Origin of the sequence: Marisediminitalea oceani, from assembly GCF_003731635.1 — a bacterium.
Taxonomy (GTDB): Bacteria; Pseudomonadota; Gammaproteobacteria; order Enterobacterales; family Alteromonadaceae; genus Alteromonas; species Alteromonas oceani.
Map to the genome: position 1 here is coordinate 1 of NZ_RCUA01000047.1, position 2,001 is coordinate 2,001.

A 2,001-nucleotide genomic window follows, 5' to 3' on the forward strand; every position below is an offset into this window, starting at 1 on the left:
TGAACCAGTGACCCTCGCCTTGTAAGGGCGATGCTCTCCCAACTGAGCTAAGCGTCCTCTTTCTTTGCTACCTGCCGTGCTTGGCAAGTGGGGCGTATTATAGAGAGGGTAATGAAACTGTCAACAACAAAAATAGAAAAAATTACACATCCGTGTCTGTTTGATGACAAAGTAACCGAAAAGGCTGTTTTGCGATGATTTTGCGAACAATTCACTTAGTCTGCAAGAAAAATAGCATCGCCGCTTTGTGGCATTGCCCAATGGCTGGTAAAATGCGCCCACTTTGAAAAACACCTTTAACAGTAGAGATTATTCATGTCGGTTGTTACCAGATTTGCACCCAGTCCAACGGGTTATCTTCATGTCGGTGGTGCGCGCACCGCATTATATTCCTGGCTATATGCTAAGAGTCAGGGCGGAGAGTTTGTATTACGTATCGAAGATACCGATATCGAACGCTCAACCGAAGAAGCCAAACAAGCAATTCTGGATGGCATGGAATGGTTAGGTTTAACCTGGGATAAAGGGCCTTACTATCAAACAGAGCGCTTCGACCGCTACAAAGCCATCATTCAGACTATGCTGGAAGAGGGGAAAGCGTATAAGTGCTTTATGCCGGCAGAAGAGCTCGACGCTATTCGCGAACAGCAAAAAGAAAACGGCGAAAAACCTCGTTATCCGGGGACGTGGCGGGATCGTACCGATCATCCGCAAGGTCAGCCCTACGTTATTCGTTTTAAAAACCCGCTGGAGGGCAGTGTGGTGTTTGACGACCACGTTCGTGGCCGTATCGAAATCAGCAACACCGAACTGGATGATTTGATTATCCAGCGTTCCGACGGCACGCCCACCTATAACTTCTGTGTAGTAGTGGATGACTGGGATATGGGTATTTCCCACGTTGTGCGTGGCGAAGATCATATTAATAACACACCACGCCAGATAAATATCTTAAAAGCACTTGGCGCGCCGGTACCAGAATACGCACATGTTTCGATGATTCTGGGTGATGACGGTAAAAAGCTTTCCAAACGTCACGGTGCGGTTAGCGTAATGCAATATCGCGATGACGGTTACCTGCCACAGGCAGTGAAAAATTATTTAGTGCGCCTTGGCTGGGCCCATGGTGACCAGGAAATCTTTTCTGAACAGGAAATGATCGAGTTATTCAGTCTTGATGCCATTGGTCAGTCCGCCTCAGCATTTAACACTGAAAAACTGGTGTGGTTAAACCAACACTACATTAAAAGTTTGCCAGCAGAAGAAGTAGCCAGTCACGCAAGCTGGCATTTTGAGCAGCAGGGGATTTCTTTAGAAAACGGCCCGGCACTTACCGATGTGATCGCCATTCAGGCCGACCGCGTTAAAACCTTAAAAGAACTGGCTCAAATTAGTGCGTACTTCTATCAGGACTATGAAGAGTTTGACGCTAACGCTGCGAAAAAGCATTTGCGTCCGGTAGCAAAAGAAGCGCTGGAACTGGTTCAGCAAAAACTTGCTGCCATCAGCGATTGGAATCCGCAAACGATTCAGGCGGCCATTAACGATACGGCTGAAGAATTGGGTGTGGGTATGGGTAAAGTGGGTATGCCACTGCGCGTGGCGGCCACCGGAAGCGGTAATTCACCGTCGCTGGATGTGACGCTAAATCTGTTATCTCAGGACAAAATTGTCGAGAGAATAAACAAGGCGCTCACTTTTATAGCAAACAGAGAAAATTCCTAAAAAAAGCGTTGACATGATGGGGCGTGCTATCTAGAATGCGCCCCGCTGTCACGGAACAGTCATCGACAAAGTCAACGACATCCGTAACACGATTTGGGGCCATAGCTCAGCTGGGAGAGCGCTTGCATGGCATGCAAGAGGTCGGCGGTTCGATCCCGCCTGGCTCCACCAAATTTCTTTTCATGATGTATGTCGTGGAATAGGCCGAAAGCAGAAATGCTTTCAGGACCGAAATATTCTGTGAGGAACCATAATAAGGTCGCTCGGTTACGCAGA

At 47.8% G+C, this 2,001-nt stretch carries 1 protein-coding gene and 1 tRNA gene; both read left to right on the plus strand.

The features are described from left to right. Nucleotides 1-315: 315 nt before the first annotated feature. A complete protein-coding gene (gene gltX, locus D9T21_RS14410) occupies nt 316-1,725 on the plus strand; it encodes a glutamate--tRNA ligase (RefSeq protein WP_123325660.1) in 1,410 nt (469 codons plus the stop codon). A gap of 95 nt (nt 1,726-1,820) precedes the next feature. Beyond that, nucleotides 1,821-1,896: transfer RNA gene (locus D9T21_RS14415), tRNA-Ala, on the plus strand. The last annotated feature ends 105 nt before the right edge of the window (nt 1,897-2,001 follow it).